The organism is Shewanella sp. AC34-MNA-CIBAN-0136 (assembly GCF_040309945.1).
Classification (GTDB): domain Bacteria; phylum Pseudomonadota; class Gammaproteobacteria; order Enterobacterales; family Shewanellaceae; genus Shewanella.
Map to the genome: position 1 here is coordinate 188,001 of NZ_JBEOPJ010000006.1, position 23,379 is coordinate 211,379.

The 23,379-nt window shown below is 38.1% G+C and carries 18 protein-coding genes; 12 read left to right on the forward strand and 6 right to left on the reverse strand.

Features of this window, described 5'->3' with window-relative positions:
- Positions 1–11: 11 nt before the first annotated feature.
- From AAEY94_RS08200 to AAEY94_RS08210, 3 genes are all read right to left on the reverse strand, one after another.
- Entirely contained in the window at positions 12–1,214 is a 1,203-nt protein-coding gene (locus AAEY94_RS08200) for a restriction endonuclease subunit S (RefSeq protein ID WP_350978349.1), read from the reverse strand.
- The gene (locus tag AAEY94_RS08205) at positions 1,211–2,818 is read right to left on the reverse strand and encodes a type I restriction-modification system subunit M (RefSeq protein WP_350978350.1); all 1,608 of its coding nucleotides are present in this window, start codon (positions 2,816–2,818) and stop codon (positions 1,211–1,213) included. The genes AAEY94_RS08200 and AAEY94_RS08205 overlap by 4 nt, the downstream gene beginning before the upstream one ends.
- Before the next feature lie 270 nt (positions 2,819–3,088).
- Positions 3,089–5,875 (reverse strand): UvrD-helicase domain-containing protein, encoded by a 2,787-nt coding sequence (locus AAEY94_RS08210; protein WP_350978352.1) that lies wholly within the window; start codon positions 5,873–5,875, stop codon positions 3,089–3,091.
- Between the two features lie 233 nt (positions 5,876–6,108).
- On the opposite strand from AAEY94_RS08210, the gene AAEY94_RS08215 reads away from it, so the two are divergent.
- The 4 genes from AAEY94_RS08215 to cas6f are packed head-to-tail and all read left to right on the forward strand — an operon-like array spanning position 6,109 to position 11,097.
- Entirely contained in the window at positions 6,109–7,335 is a 1,227-nt protein-coding gene (locus AAEY94_RS08215; RefSeq protein ID WP_350978353.1) for a TniQ family protein, read from the forward strand.
- Entirely contained in the window at positions 7,329–9,425 is a 2,097-nt protein-coding gene (locus AAEY94_RS08220) for a type I-F CRISPR-associated protein Csy2 (RefSeq protein WP_350978354.1), read from the forward strand. The genes AAEY94_RS08215 and AAEY94_RS08220 overlap by 7 nt, the downstream gene beginning before the upstream one ends.
- A gap of 9 nt (positions 9,426–9,434) precedes the next feature.
- Positions 9,435–10,484 carry a type I-F CRISPR-associated protein Csy3 gene (gene csy3 / locus AAEY94_RS08225; protein WP_350978356.1) on the forward strand — a complete coding sequence of 350 codons (1,050 nt, stop codon included), beginning with the start codon at positions 9,435–9,437 and terminating at the stop codon, positions 10,482–10,484.
- 19 nt (positions 10,485–10,503) lie between these two features.
- A complete protein-coding gene (gene cas6f / locus AAEY94_RS08230) occupies positions 10,504–11,097 on the forward strand; it encodes a type I-F CRISPR-associated endoribonuclease Cas6/Csy4 (protein ID WP_350978358.1) in 594 nt (197 codons plus the stop codon).
- Between the two features lie 432 nt (positions 11,098–11,529).
- Here cas6f and AAEY94_RS08235 read toward each other — a convergent pair whose 3' ends face one another.
- The gene (locus AAEY94_RS08235; RefSeq protein ID WP_350978360.1) at positions 11,530–12,303 is read right to left on the reverse strand and encodes a hypothetical protein; all 774 of its coding nucleotides are present in this window, start codon (positions 12,301–12,303) and stop codon (positions 11,530–11,532) included.
- 17 nt (positions 12,304–12,320) lie between these two features.
- Positions 12,321–13,202, reverse strand: a complete 882-nt coding sequence (locus tag AAEY94_RS08240) for a BrxR family transcriptional regulator (protein ID WP_188923199.1) — start codon at positions 13,200–13,202, stop codon at positions 12,321–12,323.
- 209 nt (positions 13,203–13,411) lie between these two features.
- Between AAEY94_RS08240 and AAEY94_RS08245 the strand changes: the two genes are divergently transcribed.
- The 7 genes from AAEY94_RS08245 (at position 13,412) to AAEY94_RS08275 (ending at position 20,810) form a co-directional block, all read left to right on the forward strand.
- Positions 13,412–13,585, forward strand: coding sequence for a hypothetical protein (locus tag AAEY94_RS08245; protein WP_188923198.1), 174 nt, complete (start codon positions 13,412–13,414; stop codon positions 13,583–13,585).
- A gap of 510 nt (positions 13,586–14,095) precedes the next feature.
- Positions 14,096–15,013, forward strand: a complete 918-nt coding sequence (locus AAEY94_RS08250; protein WP_350978361.1) for a zinc dependent phospholipase C family protein — start codon at positions 14,096–14,098, stop codon at positions 15,011–15,013.
- Between the two features lie 3 nt (positions 15,014–15,016).
- On the forward strand, positions 15,017–15,415 hold the full coding sequence (locus AAEY94_RS08255; protein ID WP_350978363.1) for a hypothetical protein: 399 nt from the start codon (positions 15,017–15,019) through the stop codon (positions 15,413–15,415).
- Positions 15,416–15,587: 172 nt separating this feature from the next.
- Positions 15,588–16,415 carry a nuclease-related domain-containing protein gene (locus AAEY94_RS08260; protein ID WP_350978365.1) on the forward strand — a complete coding sequence of 276 codons (828 nt, stop codon included), beginning with the start codon at positions 15,588–15,590 and terminating at the stop codon, positions 16,413–16,415.
- A 126-nt stretch (positions 16,416–16,541) separates the two neighbouring features.
- A complete protein-coding gene (locus tag AAEY94_RS08265) occupies positions 16,542–18,890 on the forward strand; it encodes a P-loop NTPase fold protein (RefSeq protein ID WP_350978367.1) in 2,349 nt (782 codons plus the stop codon).
- A 274-nt stretch (positions 18,891–19,164) separates the two neighbouring features.
- Entirely contained in the window at positions 19,165–20,085 is a 921-nt protein-coding gene (yddG, locus tag AAEY94_RS08270) for an aromatic amino acid DMT transporter YddG (protein ID WP_350978369.1), read from the forward strand.
- A 176-nt stretch (positions 20,086–20,261) separates the two neighbouring features.
- Positions 20,262–20,810: an HPP family protein gene (locus tag AAEY94_RS08275; protein ID WP_101088546.1), complete on the forward strand. Its 549-nt coding sequence runs from the start codon at positions 20,262–20,264 to the stop codon at positions 20,808–20,810.
- Between the two features lie 184 nt (positions 20,811–20,994).
- Here the strand turns inward: AAEY94_RS08275 and AAEY94_RS08280 are convergent, their stop codons facing one another.
- A complete protein-coding gene (locus AAEY94_RS08280; RefSeq protein WP_350978371.1) occupies positions 20,995–22,203 on the reverse strand; it encodes an MFS transporter in 1,209 nt (402 codons plus the stop codon).
- 103 nt (positions 22,204–22,306) lie between these two features.
- Between AAEY94_RS08280 and AAEY94_RS08285 the strand changes: the two genes are divergently transcribed.
- Positions 22,307–23,095, forward strand: a complete 789-nt coding sequence (locus tag AAEY94_RS08285) for an AraC family transcriptional regulator (RefSeq protein WP_350978372.1) — start codon at positions 22,307–22,309, stop codon at positions 23,093–23,095.
- Positions 23,096–23,379: the final 284 nt, after the last annotated feature.

The window sequence follows — 23,379 nt, forward strand, 5'->3', positions numbered from 1 at the left end:
GTAAGTTCCTTTTACATCTTATTGGGTTTAGCGTTATCGAGATTAAGTTCGCCGTTGAACGCTTTTTGCATTAGGGCATTAAAATTTGCGTTCAATGCCTGATATTGCTTTTTATTATGAAGAGTCACTGAAGCTAATTTTCTCATATAATTTACAAATTCTTGTTGTTCAGCACGTTTCAATTTAGGTACAAAAAATGCCCTTATATGGTCGAGTTTCAAGCCTGGTTTAGTCTGACCGTATTGGGACTTCGCTATTTGTCGTTGTCCAAAACCATCTAGCGACATATAAAAAGAAAGAAACTCAGGTAACAAGGTATCTTTAAGTCTTATCAAAGCGACATGTTGGCTAATATGAGCATCTCCGAATTCAGGAGGAATCCATGAAACTCTCCCAATACGAGAACCTGTTATAGTCAATAAAACATCACCAGCTTCAACTTTTGTTCGTTCAGATTCCTTTCCTTCTGGTGGTGTAACAAAGGCTTTATCTTTGTCACCGATGTAATTCATTTGAACATCTAGAGAGCGAATGAACCTAGGTCCTTTATTAGAATAATACTTCGCCCAGCCTCGTGAACCGCTAGTTATAAACTCAATGTGTTGCTCTAACGCCTCATGTTCCTTTACATCACCAAACATCTCAATAAACACTGACTGGGCGAGGCTGTTTAGCTCTTGCTCCATTTGCAGGCAGTCTTTACGCAGTTGGTCGGCTTTTTCTAACACCGCCGCAATTTGCTTTTGGATTTCGAGTGGCGGGAGTGGGATTTGGAGATCATTGAAACTCGTAACATTAAAACTTGATTGATTAACTGAATTTTTTGTTATTTTAGGTAGTTGCTGCAAAAATGATGGACTGGACAGCATGTGAAAAACATACTGAGGAAAAGCTTTTTTCTCATCGACACGTAAACACAGTAAATTCATACCATGAATTACGTTTTTATTGTCACTTGTGAAAATAGCACATTTACCTAAGTGTTTTGTACTGTTGATATGGCTAATTAAAATATCTCCTTTTTGTAAAAGATACTTTTCATAGTTATCACACGAAACATCTGCATAGCCGCACTTTTCAAGATTAACTTCTTTATTGGCTATGGTTTCTATTCGTGTTATCGGATCGCCGCCAGCTCCATCCTGCTGCTTAATAGATGTTCCATTCCTAATAAATACGGAAAGTTTATTTAAAGCAATCATTTGTTGGATCACAGTAATTCCTCCAACTCTTGCACACCCTTTGCCATCTTCTCTTGCAGGGTTTTAATTCGCGCTAAAATTACTTTCGGTGAATCGTACTGTACTTCTTCATACACCACTTCTTTATAACGATTGAGGCTTAAATCGCAGTCGTTAGCGGTAATGCTTGCCACTGGCACCATAAAGCTTTGTTCGGTGGTTTTACGGCTGTGTTCTGGGCTGGCAAGGTTGGGCGTGCCGTCGGGATTAGTTAAGCTTAAATAACGGGCAATGATATCGGCGATATTACTTTGCTCGTGGGTCGGTTCGGCGCCATCCTTAAACAGTGGAGTACGTTTGTCGTCAAGCGAGAAACCATCGGCTTGCATATCATAAAACCACACCTTGTCGGTGCCGCCCGAATTGGTTTTAGTGAAGATTAAAATCGCGGTGCTGACACCGGCATAAGGCTTAAATACCCCTGATGGCAAGGAAATAACAGCTTCGAGCTTTTGCTCGTTAACGATTTTTTCGCGAATGCTTTTGTGGGATTTGGTCGAGCCAAATAATACCCCGTCTGGCACGATAACTGCCGCGCGGCCACCGACTTTTAGCATGCGTAAAATCAGCGCTAAAAATAATAATTCAGACTTTTCGGTTGGGCCTTTTGCTTTGACTTCAACTTGCGTTTCAACACCGTTTTCGTCAATTTCAGTTTTATACTTTGGTGCCACTTTTTTCGTGGCTGGGTTTTTGCCTAAGGCGCGCAGTAAATCAGGGGCGACGATGTCAAAATCGACCGAACCTTTAAACGGCGGGTTAGCTAAAATTAAGTTATAGGCTTCACTGATATTGGCATCGCCTTGGTCTTGTAAGCTGTCGCGATACAGTACACTTGGATTTTCAATGCCGTGCAGCAGCATGTTCATCGCGCCAATGCGCAACATGCTTTTGTCAAAGTCGAAACCAGTGAACATGGCATTATTCACATGTTTACGGTTTTCTGGCTTGTTGACCTCTTGCTTGTAGTTGTTTTCAACGTATTCAAGCGCCGCCATTAAAAAGCCGCAGGTGCCTGATGATGGGTCACAAATAGTGTCGCCTAATTTTGGCTGCATTAGCTCAACCATCATTTGGATTAGATTGCGCGGGGTGCGGAACTGACCATTGACGCCTGATTGCTGCAACTTGCTGAGTAGGTATTCGTATAAGTCGCCTTTGGTGTCTTTGTCGTCCATGTTGATGGCGCTAAGCAGTTGCACCACTTGGTCGAGCAACTTAGCTGAAGGTATCATAAAGATGGCGTCTTTCATGTGCTCGGCAAAGCTGCCTTCATTGTGCAGGGCTTTGATTTTAGGAAACACCTGATTTTGGACTATGTCCATCATCACGTTGGGGTCTTTATCTTTAAAGTTGTTCCAGCGCAGCGCTTGCTCGCCTGGGCCAAAGGTTGGGTTAGCAACAGGAATGCCAGTGGCTTGTGCACGACGCTCTGCGGTACGTTGAAGCTCGTCTAAACGGCGAATAAATAACAGATAAGAGATTTGTTCAATTACCGAGATAGGATTGGCGACACCGCCGGTCCAAAACATTGTCCACACTTGGTCTATTTGATTACGTATTTTGCCTGTTAACATTGATTCTCTCTTGGGCTTTGGCGTGGCGTGTTGATATGGCCACGTAAAAATGTACTTAGGTGTTATGCCATGAGGCTTAACACTTTTATTTACTTATAAGCGCTATCATATAAGGCTTATTAACCTGGGGTAAACGTTTAAAATTATATTGATTAAATATTAGTAAGTTATGGTTTTAATTTATGTTTTGGCTAATGCTTTTGGTTGATAGTTTAAGCCAGTCAACACAAAGACTGTATTGACTGATTTTGATTTAATGATGATAGCTTTTTAGTTTGTATGCCACCGTCCTAACCTTACATTATTATCACCTAAGGCATGTATTTCTATATTTGATGCTTGAGGAAACCAAATTTCATTTTGTAAAATATTTATGTTGAACTCGTCTTGAGGAAAGGTTTTTACCCAAGAGTTAGTCGTGGGCTGCCATTTATAATTGCAGGCTTTTAATAAATCTCTAATGGCAAAAGTCCCTCCTGTTTCAGCATACCCTCGATTTTTAACATGTACTGTAATTCTGCTGGCTTGCTCGTCTGTGGTAAAGGGGGGGTATTGCTGCCATTCGATATTTTGCATAAATGTTGAAGTTTGAATGTTTGTGAGGAATGGCGATGGCTCTTTTTTGTCGGTGATGATAAATAAGTTATTTTCGGCGCGGGTTAGTGCTACGTAAAGCAGCCTTCTTTCTTCATCAATAATCTGCTCTAGATTATTATCAAAAAGGCGGTGAAACACCCAATCAGGATGGACTAGTGGGTAATTACGTTTTATTAGCTCCATTACTATCACAGTTGGCTTTTCTAGGCCTTTGTATTTATGAGCGGTTGAAATAGTGATTTTACTGTGTAGGTTTTCTGGAAAGAAGCTGCGAATGAAAGTGAGATATCGTTCTAGCCCTTTGGTGTTGCCTAAATTAACTTTACTTGCTGCTTCAAAAATGTATCCATTGATGGCATTTTTGCGACAAATTAATACAACATCTTGTTCATTTTGTAATGATTGATTTATTAACCTAAGAACGGCAGGGGTTAGAATATCGCCACTGTGCTTTTCTCTTTCTAAGATTGTGGGTTCAAATGTGCTTAAATCAACCAAGTTGAGGGTGCATTCTGCGTGGCTATTGGTTTTTGCAGGCTGGCCGAGCCCTTGCATTAGTTTATTGCCTATATCAACGATGGGCAGAGGTGACCGATAATTTGTGGTGATGGTTAATTTTATTGGTGCATCAATGTAAGCCCCAATATTGCTGAAATATTCTAAGTTGGAGCCTGCAAATCCATTAATTGCCTGCCAGTCATCGCCGACACAGAAAAAGTCTGCTTGCGTTGCGATCTTTTTAATTGATTGGATTAACTCATTAAATAGCTGTGAGAAATCTTGGTACTCATCGACAAAAATATACTTTAAATTTGATAAGTTTCCTGTGAAGTTTTTAGTTTCAAAGGTGTTTTTGCCATTGCTAATTATTTGACTGGCTTTTTGTATTAGACCGTCAAAATCATCATTCCCCGTATTTTCTAGAGTGTTAAGGTAGTCAGCATAGAACTGAACTGCAAATTTAAGAAACGTTGACTCTACTTCAGAATCCGTTTTATAAGAGTGATACTTTGCTACTAAAGCAGCATGTGACAGCGATAGTTTCCTCGCTTTGCCGATAAAGGCGACCATAGCTTTCGTAAAGCGATCTATTGCTCTTTTTTTGCAGCGTTGCCATATTTCTTCATCTGGTAGTTTGTTACAGGTAAAACCATGTGATTTTAGATGTTCTGTAAGGGTATTTAAAAAATGTTGACTGCCCTGAGAGGTAATATCAGTTGGGTTATATGTAAGTAATTGCCAGTTTTTTTTATTAGTCCAGTACTGCTGTTTTTGTTGGCTCGATTCATCATAATCAGGGTCACCTTCTAGTCCAAAATATTCAATGATGACGCCACTTTTTGCTGTTGTGAACAGAGTGAAGTCTGGACGGTAGTTAATGCCGCTCCAATAGTGGTTTCGTTCATACTTGTAATCAATATCATGCTCAAACAGAAAATCGGCAATAAGCTTCTCTCCATAAGATTTTACATATTCACCTTTCAAAGAAAGCTGAGGTAACAAGCGTCGGTAATTTAAAAAATCTTCTCGATTTTGTTCAAATCCACCGGTAATAATTTTTTGCCAGTCTTCTTTAAAGTGAGCCATCATTAAATTTCTGATTGCGTATCGGTAGTTATCATTTCGAAGATAATCATCGATGATCCCCTGGGTTAAACTACTAAGCAAAGGGGTATTTTCACTGTCGTGAAGCGGAGGTTCTTCTGGGTGGACGATGGCATAAGCTAACGCATGGAAAGTAAAAGTGTATGGCAGTAATAAGTTTGCCTCTTGAACGATATGTTCTATGACTTTTGACTCACGTTGATCTGTGGTGTCACGTTTATTGATTTGTTTATTTTCTTTTAGTTTTTGTTGAACGTGTTGTGCCGCTGATGGGTATAGTAGTAATAGTAGTTTTTTACGTACTTCCTGAGCCGCTTTTTTGTTAAAAGCCAGTAGTAATAGTTCTTGTGGATGCACTCCACAGTGTTTAATTAAAAAATAAGCCCTAAGTACTAAAGTGGTTGTTTTGCCACTGCCAGCCCTTGCAAGTATCTGAATATTACCATTAACGGTTGCTACAGCGAGTGCCTGCTCGTCGTCTAGTTTCACAGCTTTATCGCTTGGTGGTAAATGTTTTGTAAGCCAACTTTTAATGAAATTTATGCGTAATTGATTGTAGTGTTGCTGTGACACCAGATGTTGAATATGTTCTTTGTAGTATTGATCCGCCTTTAGGTAATTTTTTTCAAGTATTTCAACTAAAGGCAAAAGGGTTAGTTGGCGTTTTTTTTCAGCAAGCTGCTCCAGCGCTATGCTTTTTCTCTCTGCATCTGCGATTTGTTGTTCTTCATTATTTTTTGAAGCCTTAATTTTTGCTGCTTGTGCGCGTTTAGCATCAGCAAATTGCTGATTGATTCTATCCCTTTCAGTGGATACTTTATTGACGTTTTTTCTTTTTAAGAGAAACGGGCTCACACATACCTCACATGAAAACACCTTAACTGCACAGGCAATATATAAACACTTAATTAACAGTAGTTAAAGGGTTTTTTCTACTCAAAGTAATCACTTAGTTAAGTTGATAGTTTTTTGTTCATGATGAGAAACCTTCAGTTATATAAATCGTTTTTTGAAATTGATTTTTTACACTTGATAACAAAAAATAGAAAGAGTAATGTTAACTAAGGATTACTTAGTTTTGGTGCGGTATGGCATTTCTATTTTCACCTAAATCTCGGGCTTTTAATGATGAGTCGCTTGAAAGTTACTTGTTGCGAGTAGTGGCTGAGAACTTTTTTGATTCATATGAGCAACTCAGTCTAGCGATTCGTGAAGAACTTCATGAGCTTGATTTTGAAGCCCACGGCGCTTTTCCTATCGATTTAAAGCGGCTTAATGTTTATCACGCCAAGCACAACAGCCACTTTAGAATGCGAGCTTTAGGCTTACTAGAGTCTTTGCTTGGTTTTCCGCAATTTGAACTTCAGAAATTGGCTTTGTTAAAGTCAGACCGTACGGTTATTGGCTTATCTGCTGTACACAAAAATGGTGTTGATATTCCACTGAGTTTTATTCGTTATCACTCTACTATGGGAGCAGATGCGATACCTGTTTGCCCCCATTGCTTATTTGATGAGCCTTATATTCGGCAGATATGGCATTTAACCCCCATAGAGGCATGTGCAAAACATAAATGTCAGCTGTTGCATCAGTGTCCTGAATGCTCAATTCCCATTAACTACATTGAAAATGAGTCGATTAGCCACTGTGTTTGTGGTTTTGAATTCGCAAAAGGGTGTGTAAAGCCTGCCAGTAATGATGAAGTTGAATTAGCGACTAAATTGATGAGTGATAAGGTCGATGAAAACCCATTATTTAAGTCAGTATCAATATCACAACGTTTTACTAGCTTGGCTTGGTTTCAGCGGCGGTATGTTAAACATGAGGATTTTCCGTTTAATGCCGCAGTAACTTACTTTAAAGCTTGGCCTCAAAATGTATTCGATGAATTAAATCTTATGACTTTGAGTGCTGATAATAAGTTGATTGATTTGTTTAACCGCACTTCCTTTAGGTTTATTTATGGCGAGTTAATTATGGGCCTGCCGCATATCTACCGCGATGAAAAAGAAACTCACTTTATTCGGCAAACAGTGTTGGAATTTTTAAGTCGTTTAGTTGCTGCGCATCCTAAATCGAAAAAGCCTAATGTTGCCGATATGCTAGTGAGTATTAGTGAAGCGGCTGTGATTTTAGGAACAACCCATGAACAAATTTATCGTTTGTATCAGGACGGGGTATTAAGCAGCTCGTTTAGACATAAAATGAAGTATCGAATAGATCCTCAAGCGGCTATTTTTTATTTAAGACAGGTTGTTGAATATAAAAATAGCTTTGGTTCATCAGACCAAAGGATGTACGTATCAGCATGGTAATTAAGCATTTAAGTGAGCTGTTACAAATTAAAGAGCTTGGTGAGCGGACTGAAGCGATAAGGCGTGGTTTTAGCTCATTTACTGACAGTGTCGACGTGACAGGATGTGAAAAAGAAGCGCTGATCATCCTAGTAAACTTAACCTTCCCTAAAAAAGCAGTGAAAGACGTACTGGATAAAAAGCATGCCAAAGCAACGTTGAAAGATGAATACCACCTCAATGAATGCATTAAGCAAGTTGAGTGGTTTCATACACACAACTTAAAATATCCTGATATCCGTGTGAGTAAGCAGCGGTTAATTACTACGCCTATAGTGCCTCAACGACAAGTGTTAAGCAGTGCAGACTGTAGCCCAACCTTAGGTTGGTCGAACAATAGCGCTAAAATAAATCTCGCTAAATTATTTGTGTGTCATTTTTATTGGCAAGGCCGATTAGTTTGTCTTGCCAATATTTTTTGTGGTGCGATATCTAAAGAATGGTTGTTGGCATTTAAAGCATTGGGTATCTCAGCTAAGTCACTGAATGTAATTAGTGCCCAAGTTCAACTAAGACTACCGCAGAGTGAGCTACCTTCGTATGTTGATAAATACTCAACTCAAGTCTTGATGCCATATCACGATAGCTATACTTCTATTACACCTGTTGTTAGCCATGGATTGCAAGTAGAACTTCAACAAGCTGCCTCTCGGCGAGAAGGGCGTTATACGCATTTAAACTACACCCGCCCTGGGGCTGTTAGTGAATTAGTGGCAGGCCTAGGAGGCAAGGTAAGGTGTTTAAATTATCCACCGAAAATATCAGACAATAAATCAAATTTTCATGAGTCTATGCTGACTAGATTAGAGCATGGTGAGAGCTTATTCGATCAGTACGCTTTGCTTAGAAATGAATTTTCCAAGGCATTGGATAAGCTTGTTGATAATTACGCCGAACTTGCGATTAAACAGCGAAGGCAAGCAAGATTAAACAGTTTAAAGCAAGTTAGACAATCGTTGATCGCATGGGTTGCACCGTTAATAGAAGGTCGCAAAGCTGTAGAAGAAAATGATGTTGATATTAAAGTTGGTTTGTTGAATCAAGGCGGTATCGAGGGGCAACTTTTAAATAGCCCTTATTCTGAATGGGAAAGTCTTTTATCACTGTTGTTTAGTCATTTGAATTTGCTGTTATCAAATTCGAATAAGACCAGGAAATATGCATACCACCCAGATTTGATGAAGCCCTTAAAAAGTCAATTACTCTGGATTTTAAAACAATTATCTAGATGTCCTACTGAAGTCACTGATGCTCAGCCATTAAAGCGATACTTGCACCTTAAAAATATAAATGTTTATGACGCGCAGTTGTTATCAAATCCTTATTGCTTTGGCTTGCCATCACTTACCGCAGTTTGGGGGATGATGCATAACTATCAACGTAAGTTGAATGAAATGTTAGGCACCACGATCCGATTTACTTCTTTTGCATGGTTCATTAGCCAATATGACTATACCAAAGGTACTCAATTACCTGAATTTACAATGCAAGGACGCAAAGAGAGTGAATTCCGTCGGCCTGGTATTATAGATAAGAGAAATGGTGACTTAGTTTTTGACCTTGTCATTCATATTGATGGCTACGAAGATGATTTAGCGAAACTGGATAACAATACTGCTAAATTGAAGGCTTGTTTTCCTTCTCGCTTTGCCGGAGGAACAATGCATGGTCCCTCAGTTAATGCAGATTATGAATGGTGTAAATTATATGAAAATGAAGATTTACTTTATTCAATACTAAGTCGCTCTCCTGCCCATGGTAAGTGGGTTATGCCAACAAAGCACTCTATTCATAGTGTTAGAGAATTAACACTACTATTAGAAAACAACATGTCACTTTGTCCTGTTATGGCTGGCTATATATTACTCGAGAAACCTAAATCAAGAGTGGGTTCTATCGCTCCATTACATAGCTATGGTGAACCTGTAATTGGACTTGTATCATGTGATTCTGCTATTGATATAAGGTTACAAGGTCAACTGAATTTTTACAGGCGAGCTTTTTGGTTCCTTGAGGCTAAAGAGCAATTTTTGTTAATGAAAAGAATCTAAGGAATGGCAATGGAGCTGAGTAATTTTTTAAAGTATGAGCGTTCACTACACCCAGGTAAAGCCGTATTTTTTTACAAAAAACCTGAGTCAGACTTTATTCCTCTAGAGGCTGATATTACACGTATTCGTGGTCAAAAAGCGGGTTTTACAGAAGGTTTTAATATAAGTTTTGAACCTAAAAATGTGGCCCCGCAAGATCTTGCTCATTGTAATCCGATAACCATTGAAGAGTGTTATGTTCCTCCAAATGTAGAGCATATTTATTGTCGCTTTTCATTACGTGTCCAAGCGAACTCTTTATCCCCAAATGCTTGTAATAACGATGATGTCATTGCGCTTTTAAAGCTATTATCTAAACAATTTAATGTTTGTGGTGGGTATAAAGAGCTTGCTACACGATACTGTAAAAATCTGATGCTTGGCACGTGGTTATGGCGAAATCAAAATTCTGGCGATACTCATATCTTGATTAAAACGAGTCTTGGTAATACATATCAAGTAGAAAATACTCGCCAACTAGCATGGGAAAGTCGCTGGAACGACGATGACTTGAAGACGCTGGAGCAATTAAGCATTGAACTCTCAAATGCTTTGACTGATCCGACGATTTATTGGAGTGCTGATATTACCGCTAAAATTAGCACGTCATTTTGCCAAGAAATCTTCCCTAGCCAAGTCTTTAATATGAAAGCCGACAAAGTTGATGTGACCAAAAACTTTTCAAAAGTTAAATGTTTGGATGGACGGTACGCTGTTAGTTTTAACTCAGTAAAAATTGGAGCCGCGCTACAGTTAATTGATGACTGGTGGGGCGATTCGAAACGATTGAGAGTTCATGAATATGGTGCAGACAAAGAGAATAATATTGCTAGACGAATGCCCAATACGGCATTAAATTTTTATTCGATCTTTATTAATGCAGAAAATTATCTAGAAGAATTAAATCAGCTCGATGCAAAAGATAGCCAGGCCATAAACCCTGATATTTATTACCTATTTGCTGTGTTGATTAAAGGCGGTATGTTTCAGAAAAAAGCAGAGGTAAAAACAGGTGAGTAACGCACAGCGATATTATTTTATGATTCGTTTTTTACCTAAAGAAGCCAATCTTGAGTTACTAACTGGCCGGTGTATTTTTGTTCTACATGGTTATGTCAGTAAGCATGACATAGCAGGTTTAGGCGTGAGTTTTCCGGCTTGGTCTGAAACATCAATTGGTAATGTTGTTGCGTTTGTTCACAGTGATGCATCAATATTAAATGATCTGAAACAACAGTCCTACTTTCAAGACATGCAAGATTGTGGTTATTTTAAAGTGAGTGAGGTTGAAATTGTTGCAATTGACTGTCCTGAAGTTAGATTTAAGCGAAACCAAGCAATCGCAAAAATGTTTGTTGGCGAAGCAAGGCGACGATTAAAACGTTTGGAAAAACGGGCAATAGCGAGAGGCGAGGCTTTTGAACCTAGTAAAAATACTGAGCCAAGAGAGCTTGATGTCTTTCATCGAATTGCAATGACTAGTCAGAGTACCGATCAAGATTATATTCTACATATTCAGAAGGTAGTGGCCGATAAACGGTATGAGCCATTATTTAACAGTTATGGCTTTGCCACTAATAAGTTACTTAGTGGGACCGTACCGGATTTATCATTTTTAACAGATAATGTTTAACCCTTTCTTTTTAAATTATTTTTACTATATGATTTTTATGCATATTTCCCATCTTGAAAATTAAATGGTCATTATTCTATTTGGATATTTAGTGGTTGATCTTATAGCATTTTATTTGGTAAGTTTATTGTGACCTGCCGAATAGGCAGCTGAAAATAAGACCTAAAACGGAGTTAAAAGTTATGAATAGTGACCTGCCGAATAGGCAGCTGAAAATTGATTAATGCAGCGTCAGAAATTCTAGGTTTTGTGACCTGCCGAATAGGCAGTTGAAAAAGAAGATAATCGTTTCGACGTATATGTTCGCTCACAAACTGCCGAAAAGGCAGTAAAAGCCTCCTCTTGTGTCACTGAGAGGAGGCTTTTTATTGGTTACTCATCGGTTATTAATTTAACCCATGCTGTGGTGGTATTTTGTATTGGTATAGGGTGTTATTTAGGATTTTGTGCACTAGCAGCAACTATTAATTTATCTATGATTTTATCGATCACTTTATCTAAATCTTGAAAGTCTAACTTGTTGCTAGCTCCCGATTTTAAAGCCTTTCTACATTTCGATACGTCACTTCTTCCACAATGTTTTGCAAGTAAGATTACATCTGTATCTAAGCTGGCTGACATATCTTTCAACGCATCTTTTTTCTGTTGTTTAGAAATATCGACTAACAAGTTTTTCATCCAATCTTCGGTCACCGTTGGAATCAATTCAGAATCTATTCTCTCAAGATATGTGTTTGTAAGATCAACTAAGGCTTCTATTTTTTCTTTGCCACGTAGTTGATATGCCAACACCGGTGCCACAGAAGCTAGTTCCATTAACGTATCTTCGAATTGTGGTAATAAGCGGGTTGATATATCTGTCTTAATTGCTGAATTTATATTATTGATATGACTTCTTATCATTTCGAATAATGTTCCTTCAATTTCTTCTTTCTTGACCAGCATACCTTTGCTTTGTAGGCGCTTTACAAAATATTCAATGTATTGGTCTGTTACTTCATCAACATCAAAAAGTGACACATTTATCGCGTGTCGAATCTCTAGAAGCAAATAGAGCACTTTTCTTGCACTTTTTTTGCTTTCAAATCTATTACGGTAAAAATACCCAGCACTACTCAGTATGGCAGTTATAAGAATGCCAACAATACTAATCAAAGCAATAATGACTTTTATATCAATATCCACAACCCAAGAATCTAACATCATCTTTATCCATTTTTGCCTTAATTTATCTTATGATTTTCGAAACCAGGTACAAAAAATCTTTGCTGGTTATGTAAGATAACTTCATTATTTTTTAACCATAAATGATATTGTTTGCCAACTAGTAAATTATCGGCGGGCGAGCAGTCAACATTCCAATGCCTGAGAAAATATCCCATTAAGGCCGCTTTTACAGTCACTCTATGTTCACCATTTTGCATCGCATAATCTAATTCAATAGAGCGTGGATTCTGCAATAATGGATGTGGTACCAAAACTAGCCTAACTTCGCTATTCCATTCAGTATCATTAGTTTTATTTTCATAGCTATTAACCTTACTTTTGATTCCTTTAACCTTTTCAATTCGAGTGATAACAAAATCAGAAAATAGGTCTTTTTCTCTGTCATAAGCTCTGAAATGCCATCTTTCCCCATTATTAACGACAGAGTGAGGAATAATGACTGCTCGGCGCTTCCCTGATCGAACAGAGTAATACTCAATTTCTATAGGAATAGCGCTAGCCATAGATCGCGTTATTGCAGAAACGATTTCAACCTTCGGTTTTGTAATCATTTCTAGAGTTTCACTACTCAAAAATCGTTCATGTGTTTTCTGAGTCAGACTTTGCCTTTGTCCCGTTAATTCTAACAATGCAACATTAACGTCAATTTCAAATTGTTGAGTAAAGCTACTTTGATTGTATAGGTATGCTTTGAGTTTGTTATCGTAAGTGCAATTATCAGGGCAGTACTTTTGATAGTCTATTAGATCTCTAGTTGCGGCAGCGTCACTAATTTGGAACCTTTCCTTCAATGTCTTCCTTGTAATTGTGCCTACAAATAATAAATTGAGTTCAATAAAAGCTAATCGCTCTTGACGATTTACAGGGAGTAATTGCATGTGCTTATGCCTGCTATTTTATAGATATTGACGATAAAATTAGCACTTATCCTAAATAATAACAACATCAAAATGATCTGGTGGTTACTTTTTCCACATCTTTATGCTTGCGATCTTTTTTTGATCCGATTATAATAAAATTAATGGAAACACTACATAGTGTGCCATTGTTAATTTATAACACAATATATACTATTTGGAGCGTGATAATGGCTGTTAACAAACCTTACGGTGATAATGCAAGAATTGGTGCTGTACGTGAACGTACTCAAGTATTCAATCCACAAACACAATTATGGACGAAACGTGATTCTGAAACGGGACAATTTATGAGTGTGAAAAAAACAGGAGGAGTCTATAAAGGTGTTACCAAAGAAAAATAAAAAGGCTTCAGCTATTAGTTAGCAGAAGCCTTTTAAGTATTGAGCTGGTGATAAATATTGCTACCAACAATAATTATCGACTCAACACTGGGAGGTCTCAAGTCAGTAAATACCTTAGGACCACTTTAATACGGTTACATCCTACAGGGTAGATGCTTCCAACTCAATATGCCAGAGCTCCCTCCTTTATATTTTTGGAGATTACAGCTATGTCTGGATCAAAAGTTGTCCGAGTATGCGCATATATGCGCTACCGAGCAGGTCAATGGGAAAATGTGTGCTCACATTTACGCTCATTACCACACTAACTATTTGTTAGAAATATGATAGGTTGTATGACCCTAGTGTTACTTGGGTCATACGACCTCCTAATGTGGCCAATATTATCTATTAATTCGGTATTAGATTATTAGAATTGCCAGCTTCAGTCATGTTTCCCCGAAATGTAGTGGCTTAGTTATTTTAGATTTGTGTGTAAATTTAATAAATGAATTTTGAAAAGGAGTTCTTATGCCTGGAGCATTTGCCCATATTACGGCAGTAAATCTTGCATCATCAAACAATGACCTATCTAAATTGGATATGCCACAAAAGGCAAAATTGATACTTTCTAGAGAGAAAAATTTCATGGAGTTAGGGTGTGTAAGCCCTGATTATCCTTATTTGAAAATCGGCGACAGTGAGCAGAATGAATGGGCTGATAAAATGCACTATGAAAGTGTAGATCTATTTATTAAAAAGCTTATTAACCTAACGAAGAAGTTATCAAATAAGGAACAGGAAAGGGCATTTGCATGGCTCTCTGGTTACGTAGCTCATGTTATTTGTGACATAACCGTTCATCCTGTGGTGCAATTAAGAGTTGGGCCTTATGAGCAAAATCAGAAAGAGCATCGGATCTGTGAGATGAATCAGGACACCTATATCTGGGGGCGTCTTAACCTTGGTGACATTGGTTTGGCTGATCGTGTCAGATTGAATATTGGTTCTTGTATTGATTTAAATGATTCATCTAAGCTGGATAGTGTCATTCATGGTTTATGGTATGACGCTTTAGAAACAGTATACCCAAATAAGTTTAGTTCTTCTCCTCCAGAAATTCATTCGTGGCATAAAGGATTCCAGCTAGTCGTGGACAATGTTGATGAAGGGCATAGACTTTTTCCGTTTGCTCGTCATGTAGCGGCTTCAGTTGGAATTCTTTATCCATCAATTGATGATCTTGATATGTCTTATATTCAAAACTTGAAGACTCCAAATGGGAGTATGGATTACGATGACATCTTTGATTTGGCGATAAAGAATGTTCAAAAATATTGGTGCTATTTGGCAAAAGCAGTTTTTGAAGATGGTGACGATAATATGTTTTTAAGTTGGAACTTAGATACAGGCCTGTCAGAAAATAAAACCCTTACCGCTTGGAGTTAACTGATGAAATTTATCGTATTTTTTGCATTGATGTTTTTATCCTTAAGTTGTTCTTGCACTGATAAATATGATGATGAGTCAATGTATGATTTAGCATCAAAGTTCAAGGATTTATCCCAAACAGTCGATGGACACCTTAAGTTCAGTGGTGAGCAAGTCGAAAATGGTGCTCAATTATTGTCTGAAATATCAAAGCAATATCCACAGTTAATTGTTCCTTTTAAAGATTTTACGATAATGGCGAAAATACAAAGTGGTAATGTAGTTCTGCTACTTTGTGATGAAAATATCGCCCTTATTGAGGATGCTGGTTGCAATGGTAAATTGGATGTAAACCATTGGATAGATGCTAAAGCTGATAGTTGTGAATTTACTATTGATAGTGCTCTGCTCTGCCAATGATTTTGTCGTTGCTTAAATATTTGGTCATCAAATTAGATGATTATCTATTACAATTTTCTTAGACGATCTGAGCTTAAGCAAACGTATTAAAATGGTAATGGGTCGTGAAGTGCCATTACACATAGGCTATAAGCAATTTCGTGTTACATAAGGAAATTGCATATCTTCATGAATGTCCATTGTTGATTTATCAGGCTATGGTTGCAAATACAGTAAGGATATTTCGGTGGATCTCATAGGGGTTTTGATTAGTGCTGCTTTTCAGGTTTGGTATATCTTTCCTGTAATTATATTGACTTTTATAATCAGAACTCCTTGGTTTAAAGGTGTTTTTGGTGAGTTTCAGGTCAACTTGATACTCAAGAAATTACCTAGCAACGAATATTACCTAATCAAAAATGTCACCTTGCCAACAAAAGAAGGCACCACTCAAATTGATCATATCATTGTGTCCCAATTTGGTGTGTTCATTGTTGAAACAAAAAACATGAAAGGATGGATTTTTGGCTCTGCTAACCAAAAGCTGTGGACGCAGAAAATTTTTAAATACTCATCTAAGTTTCAAAATCCAATTCATCAAAATTATAAGCATCTAAAAACACTAGAAGCGCAGCTTAATATCAGCATAGATGCACTCTTTTCAGTAGTTGTATTTATCGGTGAGAGCGAGTTTAAAACAGAGATGCCGGAGAATGTCACTCATGCAAGTGGTTGCTTATCATACATTCGTTCACATTCAGCTGAACTACTGAATCAACAGCAAGTTTTAGATGTCATCAAAAATATTGAATCAGGTCGTTTAGCGCGAGGATTTTCAACAAACCAAGCCCATAAAGCTCATGTTAAAGTGATCATTAAGCAAAAAACTACCGACAAGCTTTGCACAAAATGTGGATCAGATATGGTGTTACGTGAAGCTAAAAAAGGCCAAAATGCAGGATCTAAATTTTGGGGCTGTTCAAACTTTCCCAAATGTAGAGTTGTAGAAAAATTCAACTAACTGTCGCATTATGTTTGCCGTTGAAAAACATGGCTGAGAAGCGAAAAGTTACGCCGCATTATTTTAGTTATTTTAAGTGTTATTTAATGCCGTAGTTTAATAACACTTGATTGAAAAGGGATAAAAATGAATCAGATAGGGAAGTTCGTTGGGTCATATTTATGTAAGACTTTATTGCTTGCAATTTTTGCCACATCTATTGTTTATTTATTTTTACTATCCTCTATCTTGAGTGTTGTGGAAGATTTTACCCATTCCTTAGGTATTTTCTCACAGAGTATAATTCCATTTTTGGGCGGTTTTATCATTGCTGTGATACTTCATGATGTCAAAGCTGCAGGTCAGATTTTTCCTACGAGAAGACTCACTCTAAACCAACGATTATTATGTTTTTTATGCTTAATGCCTTTACCGATTTTTTTACTTGGTGCTTATCTTATATCTCTTGAAGTCGGGATAGTTACCATAGCGACAAAATGCATCTTTATTAGCTCTTTGTTGTTGCTCGTTATTGTTAGTCAACTCTTCAAGCAGTTATGGCGAGTGCAGCATGCAGTGATCATGTCTTTGTGTTTTCTCGCTTTTTGGATTCCTATCCACATATTGGAGTTTCTATTTTTCAGTGAAAATGGATCTGAATACTTAAACAGCCTCCTATGCTGGCTAATATTAATGACTTTTGGGTTAGTAATTGGCTACAAACTAAAACAGAGTAAAGAAACAACCAATGCTGAGACCGATATAGATTTATACAATCGAATCCCATACGTCACTCGAATGACACAGAAGCTTTATAAGGACAAAGGTAATATTGCGCTCATTGGTTCCTTTGGTAGTGGAAAAACTTGGATTGTAGAGCAAGTTATGAGCAATCTTAAGAATAACCACAAAGGTTGGATAACTGTAAAAATAGATGGTTGGGGCATTCAAGAAATAGCGATTTCTCAATCTATTATTAGTCATATCATAAAAGAGATATCGCTTCATGCTGATATGGTAGCTTACCTTGGTTTACCAAACAATTATCGTGATGCGTTGAAGGGGGCGGGTTCTGTTACTAGTATATTAAATGCACTTACTAACTCAGGTTTAGATCATGTAGAGCAGTTTGAACAAATTAATAGTCTTTTAGGCGCTTTAGAGCTGAATTTATTAGTTGTTGTCGAAGATATAGACAGAAACAAGAGTGCAGAAATCTTAGCTAATGAAGTTTCAAATCTATTGGCTCAATTAAGTAAAAATCAGAGAATTAGATTTGTTTTTTCAGTGGGCCACGAGCCACATTTCTCTGAAATGTTAATGAAATCTTGTGGCTTCTATGAATTCATTCCAGCCCCTAATTTTGCTGACACAATGAAAAATCTACTTAATTTAAGAGACAGCTTGATTCAATCCAACCCTGATTTATTTTCTAGCCATGAAGTTACTAAGTATGAAGGGAAGTTTTTAGATCATTGTGCTTCTTTGTTTGATACTCCTAGAGTGTTCAATAGATTTGCAGACAAGACCATCGAATCTTGGCGTACGTTACATGGTCAGGTTTGTATTGATGATTTATTGGTATTTAATACCCTTATGTACTGTAGCCCTTCGGTATTCATTGAGCTAGTAAGGGACAAATCAGTTGATAATATGTTTTCCAATCTCTTCGAAAACTACTTTCCGTCAGATGATACACAAAGTGTAGTTGATGAAGTCCCTCTCGAAGAGAAAAAGAGCAATAAGATGAGGGCTGAAGAAGAACTGATTGGTTATTTTACAAATAGTGAGCCATCATTTAATGATAGAAGTATCAGCCCGCAATCATTTAGATATCAAGGAGCTAACGATAAGCAAGGATACTTCAAGCTTCTAATACAAGGTTTTTCAGCAAATGCTGTAAAAGATAAAGACTATGTTGATGTTATTTCTATTAAACCTGACCAACTAGAGCACACCGAAAAAGCAAAAATAATGGAGTGGTTACTATCAAAAACTCACTTACCAAAGCTAGCGCAATTTATTGCTTGGCAACACAAAGAAACTCCTGAGATAGTGGTAGATTGGTTTGTATTGTTAGTTGTTTTGTCTCCGCAAAATCAGGTTCTCACATATGATGAATACTTTAAGATTCAGCATTTATATAGCGTTATTGAAGACGATTTTGGTTTCAATTATCCACACCTACATGCAAATATGCTAAATGCTTTATTTGAGTACGATTCTGTATATTTTTTCGTATATTTTGGATTGTGTGCGGATCAAGCGAGTGAAAAAAAATCAAGGGTGATCGCTGAACTTGTCGATTTAAAATCGTTTTCTGTGAGGATGTGTTCTGCGTTGAGAGATTGGGATAATAGAGCTCAAGACTTAATTACTCCCGACAAGATATTTCAAGATATAGAGAAATTTAAAATGTGTATTGCAGATGATGATTTAAAAAGTAATTTTGAAGTGTTTAAAGATAGTCTTAATTTTGACTCAAATTCAAATTAAGTAGAGATTGTGGGAGCTCTTAATTAGAGATAATCATTAGGGTTACAGAACTTAATAATACTAATTTTAATGTGTATGTGAAACTTTATAGTTAAACTCACACTCGTTTCTATCCAAAAGTTTGTTAGATAGAACATAAGCCATTTTGCTTTTCGTAAGAAAATAACATCCTCCCATAGATGTCTATTTTTTAGATGTTCCGATTTGTCAGACTACGGGTTTATTTTATGTCAAAGTATGGGTTAATCATTCAGCTAAGTGATTGTTATTTTATATGCGGTTATGTCAGTGTTTAGGTTCAGCGACAAAGTATACGTTTTATGGCGTTATTGCCATTTTGCTGTGGAGTACCGTCACGGCATTAATCCGCGATTTATCCGAATTATTTAGCCCCATTGCTGGCGCTGCAATGATGTATACCGTCAGTGCGTTATTTCTAATGTCGGTTATGGGAATACCCAAAATAAAAGATTACCCTAAACGATATTTATTTATCGGCGGCGGGTTATTTGTCACTTATGAAATCTGCCTCGCATTATCTTTAGGCATGGCCAATAGCCGACTTCAAGCAATGGAAATGTCGATTATTAACTACTTATGGCCTGCGCTGACGATATTGTTAAGTGTTATTATTAGTCGTAACAAAGTGAATGTTTTGGTTTACCCGAGTGTTTTGTTGGCATTTACAGGCGTTGCTTGGTGTATTGCTGGCGACCAAGGTATTTCACTCAGTCTGTTGTTAAGTAATATTTCGGACAACCCATTAACCTATTCTATGGCCTTTTCTGCGGCATTTATTTGGGCGATTTATTGTGTAGTCACTCAAAAAATCAGTAACGGGAAAAATGCCATTACACTGTTTTTTAGTGCGACAGCGACAACGTTATGGATACAATATTTTTTAAGTAATGAACCCAGTTTACACTTCACCTTACCATCAACTTTTACACTATTACTTGCTGGTATGGTAATCGGCACCGGTTATGCTTTGTGGAACCAAGCCATTATTGGTGGAAATATTATATTGTTAGGCACCTTGTCATATTTTACCCCAGTGTTTTCGACCATGTTTGCTTCTGTTTATTTGTCGATTTCGCTCACGGGGTCATTTTGGCAGGGCGTAGCATTGGTCACGTTAGGCTCTCTTATTTGTTTTTTAGTCACTAGAACCAAAAAACCGTCTTTATCTCATTAATATTCACATCATTAGATCATCACGAGATCACTAAAGTAGCATTACCTTATTTCCAAGAGGATTTTGGTTGGGTGTAATTGCAATTGTGTTTCTTTAGCGCTAATTTGCTGCTCGCAACCGTATTTCGAAGATCACACACTAATAACGCATCACTCTATTTCACTCGGATTAACATAATGAGATTCTATTTTACTCGCATGCGATCAAAGGATATTTGTCCTCCCAGGCAACCGCTTAAGAAAATTATTTGGTCATGGATTGGCGCATTTTGTGGTATTTATTTAGTTGCAGGCTTAGCGTTTTATACGGCCGCGAATCCTATGGGGAGCATGTTTGTAATAGGGTCTTTTGGTGCGTCAGCAGTGTTGGTTTACGGTGCCCCCTTAGCGGAGTTTTCTCAGCCCCGTAATTTAATAGGTGGTAGCGTAATATCAGCGTTAATTGGTGTTGCAGTTTATCAAGTCTTTACTGATTATATCGTGCTTGCCTGCGCTTTGGCTGTATCACTATCTATTGCGTTAATGTACTTTACCAGAACCCTTCATCCGCCCGGCGGTGCCACAGCATTGATTGCTGTTATTGGTGGTGAAAACGTTCATCAGCTAGGCTTTCTTTATGCCTTAATGCCAGTTTTTTTAGGTACAGTATTACTCCTGATCGTCGCGTTAGTGGTCAATAACCTTTCCACAGACCCCAAGCGTCACTATCCTGTTTATTGGGTGTAAGCGTCCGGTGCGGTAGATACTCTGTCGTGACCGCAACTCGTTTAGCTCAATGATTTACTTTTGAAGTGACCTACAACGTTTTCGGCTTGACCTGATGTTGCTCAATATCGTTTTTCTCCAATGAAGTTTGCTTGATCGGGATAGTGATATTAAGTGTATAACTCAGTAATCAAGCCGTGTATTTCTAGTTAACCGACTTATGTAACGTGGTGTTTCTGCCGCCACCTAAACCACATAGTGCACACAGCACACCAGCAATCGCACATAACCATAATGGCGCATCCCAACTGCCTGTTGAAGTGTGCAACGCGCCCGCTACCATAGGCCCAACGGCTGCCAGTAAATAGCCCACACTTTGTGACATACCAGAAAGCGATGCGGCTTGGTGCGGATCATCGGTGCGTAAACTAATAAACGATAGTCCCAAAATAAAACAGGCCCCAGAGCAAAACCCCAGCATTAGTGTCCATACAAAAGCAAAGTGAGGCATGTAAAGCAGCCCAAGTGCACTGCCTGCACTGAGTAGTGCCAAAATAAAACTTAGCGCGCTTTGATCTTTTAATTTTGCCAGTAACGGAATTAATATTAAGCCAGGAAGTGCTGTCGCAATTTGAAAGGCACCATGATACGCCCCCGCTTCAACGGCCGAGTGGCCGGTGTCGGTCAATATGCTTGGTAACCACGTAATGATGATGTAATTCAGAAATGAGTTTAGGCCTAATAACAAGCTAATTTGCCAGGCTAATAGATAGCGCCATACACTTTTCGAGGGTGCCGATTGATGTGCTGAATAAGTTGGTTTCGTGTGTTTACCCAGCTGAGCGGTCCACACAATTAAGCTGGCAACTGTGATGATGGCTGCCGAGCCCAGTGCCAGTTGCCAGCCTAAGCCATTGAGTTGACTAAGCGGAAATACCAGAGCCGAAAACCCACCTGATACCACTCCCATCGTGAGCACGTAGGCTGAGGTCATGAGCGCAATTTTAGTGGCAAAATCTCGTTTTATCAGACTGGGTAGTAACACGTTTGCAATTGCGATACCGACGCCAATAATGGCAGTACCAATGAGTAACATGGCTGATGAGTCGACAAATCGAGCTCCAATACCGAGCAATATCAGTATTAGCGCGGCAAACAAGGCATGTTCTAATCCTTGTTTTCGGGCAAAAAAAGCCGCCATAGGTGAAACAATCGCAAAGGCAATTAGTGGCAGAGTGGTTAAAAATCCAGCTTGAGATCCGCTTAGGCCAAAGTGACTAATAATTTGCTCCAGCACAGGAGCAATGCCGGTAAAAGGCGCGCGTAAATTAGCTGCAATAAGCAAAATTCCTATTACGAGTAATGCGCCAGAGAATCGAGACTGTGGTTTAGTATTGTCAGTTTTTAACGTCATTAGCTGCTTTAGATTTCACTTAATAATGGTTGCTAGTATAAAGATTTGTCGAACGATATAATTTAGAGATAGTGACATTAAATAACGAAAAACTGACAAAATTATGTTTGAAGCAATTGGCTGGGATGAAATAAAGAATTTTGAATATATGCCGCAACCCATTATTGCCAAGATAGAGCACGCCTGTGCCAGCCATGAGATCCCTTTACACACTCACCCTAAAGGCCAGTTAATTTTAGCTTTGCATGGTTATGTTACCTGTGAGGTATCGGCAAAAATGTGGATGGTGCCAACTCATAGCGCTATCTGGATCCCTGCAAATAAAGTTCACAGTAATCGCGCCTCAGATAATGCTGAGCTCTGTCATGTATTTATTGATGGCAGCATGCAAGGAATGCCGCAAAATACCTGTACATTGGCTATTACACCTTTAGTTAAAGAGTTGATGTGCGCGCTTGCTGGCAGCGATCAGCATTATCGTGTAGACAGTAAAACCGCACGGCTTGCACAGGTACTATTTGAGCAACTCATTGAGATGCCTATTCAACATTTAGACTTTGTTCTGTCTAAAAATGTGGTGATTCAAGCGATGAGCCAGCAATTGATAAATCAGCCTAACGATAGAAAAACACTGCCGCAATGGGCCAAACAATTTGCCTTAACAGAGCGTACATTGGCGCGACTGATCACAAAAGAAACCGGGATGACATTTGGAAAATGGCGCACTCAACTGCATATCATTATTTCACTACAAGCGCTTTCAGATAAACAGAGTGTGCAACAGGTGTCTGAGTTATTAGGCTATGAGTCGGTAAGCGCATTTATTACCATGTTTAAAAAAGTAATGAAAATATCACCGATGAAATACATGAACGAGTTAAATGCTTACTGATAATAAGTATGCACAAGTTGGCTAGGTGATTGTTATTTTGTGTTTAGCTATGTCGGTATTTATCTACATCTACATTTACTCCTTAACCAACAACGGTCGTCATACGACAACTTCAGCCGATTTTTTGAGCAAGGTTATCAATGTGTGATTTTTCAGTTGCATTAAGTGTCTTTTTTTCCGTTTTTTGCGTGATCTAGATGCCAGTTTTGTCATTTAGAAATACCTGCTAACGACAGTCATATATTATTTCTGATAATTGACCGAATGACGTCTTCTCTTATATC